This is a genomic window from uncultured Campylobacter sp., assembly GCF_938045405.1.
Taxonomy (GTDB): domain Bacteria; phylum Campylobacterota; class Campylobacteria; order Campylobacterales; family Campylobacteraceae; genus Campylobacter_B.
On sequence record NZ_CALIMW010000177.1, the window covers coordinates 1 to 5,050 of the forward strand.

Below are 5,050 nucleotides of genomic sequence, written 5' to 3' on the forward strand. Positions count from 1 at the left end.
ATATTGGCGATCTCTTGATTTAGATCACCGCCCGCACCGAAAAACCCGGGCATCGGAAAAGGCTTTTCGTCACCAAATTTCTGATCTAGCTTAAGAGCCATGATCGGATCTTTGATGAGTGCAGCTAAGAATTTATCGGTGTATAGATAGCCTGCGCTACTAAGATCCGGAGGATTGACGCCGTATGCGGCACTAGCGCTTGCTGCGTCCATAGGAGCGGGGATATTTGCACTTTTTACTCCATGACATGCGGTGCAGCCTGCATTTGTAAAGGTCTCGGCGCCGCGCACAGCATCGCCTTTGCTAAGATCTATTTTATTTATCTCGTCCCAAAAAAGCACCGTTTTGTCTTGTTGCTCTTTCGCGCTGGCTAGGGCTTTTTTAGAATTTTTTATCATCGTCTCATCCCCGCCTTTTTCAGCTGCGGCCAAAGCGCTTTCAGCTGCGGCTACGTTATGCGCGGCTAAAGCCGTATCGCCTGCTGCAAAATCGTAATTTACCGGATCGGTGTGCGGACTGAGCTTAGTATGAGCATAAGGCTCGATAAACCAGTATAAAATTCCCACACAAAAAAGCACTAAGATTAGGGTTCTTATCTCTTTCATGGCTAGACCCTCTTTCTTTCTGCGATCGTAATCAACGGAAGCACCACGACGAGCAATCCGATATAGATGATCGATAGGGCAAAGCCCCAGTATTTATTTTCGATACCGAGCTCCGCGCCGTCTGCAGGGAGCTTGCCGAAAAGGCTAAGCAGGATCATGTCGATTACTAAAATCCAAAACCAAATGAAAAACGCTTTGTTTTTGTGTGCGGGCGCTACTACGCTGCTGCGATCAAATAGCGGTATGAAAAATAGCGAAACTCCGGCGAATGCAAATGCGATAAGCCCGATGTCGGCGGCCTTAAGCGGTCCTACATCGAAGTAAAATCCGCGCAGAATTTCATATTCCCAGAGGAAGTACCATTCCGGATAGATATGCGTCGGGGTTTTGAGGCTGTTTGCCGGCTCGAAATTTATCGGATCCATCGCAAAATCGAAGTGAAAGCCGACCAGATAAAAGAAAAATATCATAAAGATACTGACGTAGAAAAAATCCTTCGCCAAAAAGCCCGGCCAAAACGGAATTACCTTGCTTTCGCTAGTTTTTCCTTCCAAATACTTCTCGCCCTCGAGCTCAAAGTCAATCTCCTCGCCGTCTAGGTTATTTACATGCGGAAATCTAAGCGAATAAAAATGCACTGCCAGCACCGCAACCACCACGAGAGGCAGTAAGCAGACGTGAAGCATAAAAAATCGCGTCAGCGTCGGATCGCTTACGGCGTAATCGCCGCGAATCCACTCTACTATCGCGTCGCCAACTACTGGAATTCCACCAAAAAGATTAGTAATAACCATCGCTGCCCAGTAGCTCATCTGCCCCCATGGAAGCATATAGCCGCTAAAAGCCTCCGCCGAAAAGATGATGAAAAGCAGCATTCCGCTTACCCAAATCATCTCTCGTCCTTGCTTATACGAGCGGTAATATATAGCTACTAAAGTATGAATGTATAAGATCAAAAATACAACTGATGCCGATACCGCGTGGATATGTCGCCATAGCCAGCCGTATTCGACCTCTTTCATAATCGTGAAATTTACGCTATCAAATGCGAGATTTACATCCGGCTTATAATACATCACGAGCATCAAGCCGCTTACGAATAAAACTATAAATAGCGTCATCAAAATAACGCCCATCGCCCAAAGGAAGCTGATATTTTTAGGAATCCAATACTCGCTTACCATCACCTTGAAAAATTTTGTTACGGCGAGTCTTTGGTCAAACCAATCCCAAACTCCCGTAGCTTTTCTTATATGTGCCATCTGCGCCTCCTATGCTTTCTGCTTTAGGGCTTGGTATTCGGGGCCCTCTTCGCCTAAAACGAGTTTCGTTCCGTCGATTTTAAAGGGCGGTATATCCATAGGGCGCGGCGGCGGACCGAACACGTTTACGCCGTTAGCATCGAAAATTCCGCCGTGACATGCACAGATGAATTGTTGTGTCGATGGCTTGTAGCTAGGAATACAGCCCAAATGCGTACAAAGCCCGATGCAAAGCGTATATCTAGCATCCCCTACGACGACGTCACGGGCATCGTTTTTAGGCATATCGGCAGTCTTTTTAAGCACGAAAATCGGCTTTTTACGCCACTGTGTTTGATACAGCTCGCCCTCTTTGATCGGACTTAAATCTACCGTAGTGACGCCGGCGGCGCGCACGCTAGGTAACGGATCCCACGATTTCTTCATCCCCACGAGTGCGAAAACGCCACCCACAGCGGCAACCGCGCCGAAAGTAAGCCCGATAAAGCCTCGTCTATCCTGTTTTAGATCAGACATCTTTATCCTTTCAAATTAAGAAATTGACAAGCGTCAATTTTAGCCAAATAAAGATTAAATCAATATGATTATAAGCAGAAATTTAGCTTAACCTTGCAAGCTAAATTATATTTTAAGATAATTTTAATGCCTGGTGAGGCGTTTTCGCAGTTTAAAATTTTATAAATTTTAAAATTCTGTCATGTTCTATCATGGCGCGAAATTTAAAATTTTAAAATTTTGTCACGCAAGAGTTATTGCGACAATGGCGTGCGAAATTTTAAAATTTCGACATCATAAATAAAATTTCATAAAGTGCGAGATTTTAAATTTTAAATTTAAAGATGAGCATAGAATTTATAAAATCAAATTTTAAAATTTCACTGCTCGGCTATGGCAGCGGCGGGGCGAATTTTGCACTAGCGCGCTAGCTGAAATTTTAAAATTCTAGAATTCATCGAGCTTCCGTCGTATGAAAAAATTCCACTAGAAGTAAAATTTAAAACATTAAAATCCCGTAGCGGTGCAAATTCCAAATCATTAGAATTTTACGACGTCTTAAAATTTCAAGCATCAAAAATTCTGTCGCGATGCAAAATTTTAAAATTTAGCGCAATCGCGAGTCGTAAAATTCTATAAAATTCTGCGGGATCCTAAAGCCTAGCCAAAATTTAAAGATAAATTTCATAAATCCATAAAGCCTCGGCAAGCTGCAAAATCTGGGCGAAATTTCAAAATTATTATTCTAAAATTTGAGCCCCACCTATCTAAAGCCTAGTTGCTTTGCCCGAGCGAAAATACGCCGCGATCGCAAGAGCCACCATCGAAGCGACCATCGCGTACGCCCAGCCCGGCACCGGAATACGCTCGCCGCTAGCGTAGGAGTGCATGCCGCTTAGGTAGAAATTTACACCAAAATAGGTCATTATGACGCTAAAATACGCAAACATCGATGCTACGGCAAAGGCGAATTGATTATTGAGCTTAGGCATAAATCTAAAATGTACGACCACCGCGTAGATGAAAATCGTAATGAGCGCCCAGGTCTCCTTCGGATCCCAGCCCCAGTAGCGCCCCCAGCTTTCATTCGCCCACACGCCGCCTAGGAAGTTGCCCACCGTCAGTAAGCAAAGCCCTAGGATCATCGACATTTCGTTGATGTGCGTCGCCTCCGTGATGTTGCGCGCGATCTCGGGGTTTTTCTTATCGAATAAAAACATCACGAGGGTAAAAATTCCAAGCAGCATGCAAAGGCCTAAAAATCCGTAGCTCGCGGTGATTACCGAGACGTGGATCGTAAGCCAGTGCGATTTTAGAACCGGCTGGAGATTAGTGATCTGCGGATCGATGTCGCTAAGATGCGCCACCATCAGCGTTATGCCCGCCATTATCGAGGTAAGCGCCAGCGAGATTGCAGATTTGCGCGAGAAAAATATTCCGCTTAGCGACAGCGCCCACGCGATGTAGATGAGCGATTCGTAGGAGTTGCTCCACGGCGCGTGCCCCGAGACGTAGCCGCGCAGCGCAAGACCCGCGGTATGCGCGATAAAAGCGACGATATTTACGATATAAACGAGCTTAAACGCGCCGCCTAAGCGAAGAGCGGGCTTCATCATCCGCAAAAAGATAAAGATCAGAAGCAAAAATCCCGAGATAGTGTAGATCGGAAAGAGGCGAGAAAAAATTTTAGCCTTATTAAATAAAATTTCATATTTTATCGCGCTCTCGCTAGGCATTAAATTTGCGCCGTTTTGTGCTTGGTATTTTTTGACGTAGCTTAGCATCTTTTCTGCGCCGCTCCAATCCCCGCTTTCTTGGGCATAAACTACGGACGAAACGAATATTCCCATCATCTTTTTAACTTCAGCAGATTCGTTTTGATCCAGCGCATCGCCTAGATATAGCGGCGAAAGCCACTCGTTATTTTTAGCGTTCTTAACCGGAATAATTCTAAAATAATCCCCCATAAACGCCGAGTAAAAGACGTTTACGCGCTCATTTACCTTGATGATCTCTTTATCTAGCACGCCGCGGTTGCCCAAAGGCTTGCGGTTGATCTCCTCGACCATTTTATCGAGCTTGTAGTAGCTCTCGCCGCCTTTAAATTCAAAAAAATCCATCATACTGGCGTGGCTTTGCTTCTCGTCCATACCTAGAATTTTCTTAAGCTCCGGCTCGCTAACCTTGATAATCGGCGCACGCCTCCAGTAGCTTTGATTTAGCATAAACGAAAGCGCAGCGGCGTTATGGTTTAAAATTTCGCCATTTGGCGCCTTGTAGTTGTCGGCACGGTAAATTTTATTTAAAAGCTCCCTAGAAACGGTATCAAAAGGCTCCATTCGCCCATCAAATCCCTGAATTACGAGGCTTGCTAGATCTTCGCTAAATTTAGGATCAAATTTCGGCACGGCTAGCTCGCCTCCCATAGTAGAAAAATTATGCGGCGGGACGGAGTCTTGCTCCGCTGCAGATTCTTGCGAAACGGAGCTCTGCTTGGAATTTTCGGCGGCGGAATTCGGCGCGGAATTTTGCGAAGCGGGATCTTGCACGCTAGCAGGACTTTGCGGCGCTGAATTTTGCAGAATAGAATTTTGAGTCGTAGAGTTTTGTTCGGCGTTTGCTGTGCTAGGATACAATGCAGCCAAGCTCAAAGCCAACGCGCCTACAAATGCTAATGCCGCGCCTTTA

General features: G+C 45.4%; 4 protein-coding genes. All 4 read right to left on the reverse strand.

What is annotated here, in order from left to right; genetic code table 11:
* Nucleotides 1–605: c-type cytochrome (locus tag Q0140_RS06825; protein WP_297963139.1), on the reverse strand; the 605-nt coding region annotated here is incomplete at its 3' end.
* 2 nt (nucleotides 606–607) lie between these two features.
* Nucleotides 608–1,867 carry a cytochrome bc complex cytochrome b subunit gene (locus Q0140_RS06830; protein ID WP_295152974.1) on the reverse strand — a complete coding sequence of 420 codons (1,260 nt, stop codon included), beginning with the start codon at nucleotides 1,865–1,867 and terminating at the stop codon, nucleotides 608–610.
* A 9-nt stretch (nucleotides 1,868–1,876) separates the two neighbouring features.
* A complete protein-coding gene (gene petA, locus Q0140_RS06835) occupies nucleotides 1,877–2,383 on the reverse strand; it encodes a ubiquinol-cytochrome c reductase iron-sulfur subunit (RefSeq protein WP_177387024.1) in 507 nt (168 codons plus the stop codon).
* 746 nt (nucleotides 2,384–3,129) lie between these two features.
* Nucleotides 3,130–5,050: cytochrome c biogenesis protein CcsA (ccsA, locus tag Q0140_RS06840; protein ID WP_297963143.1), on the reverse strand; the 1,921-nt coding region annotated here is incomplete at its 5' end.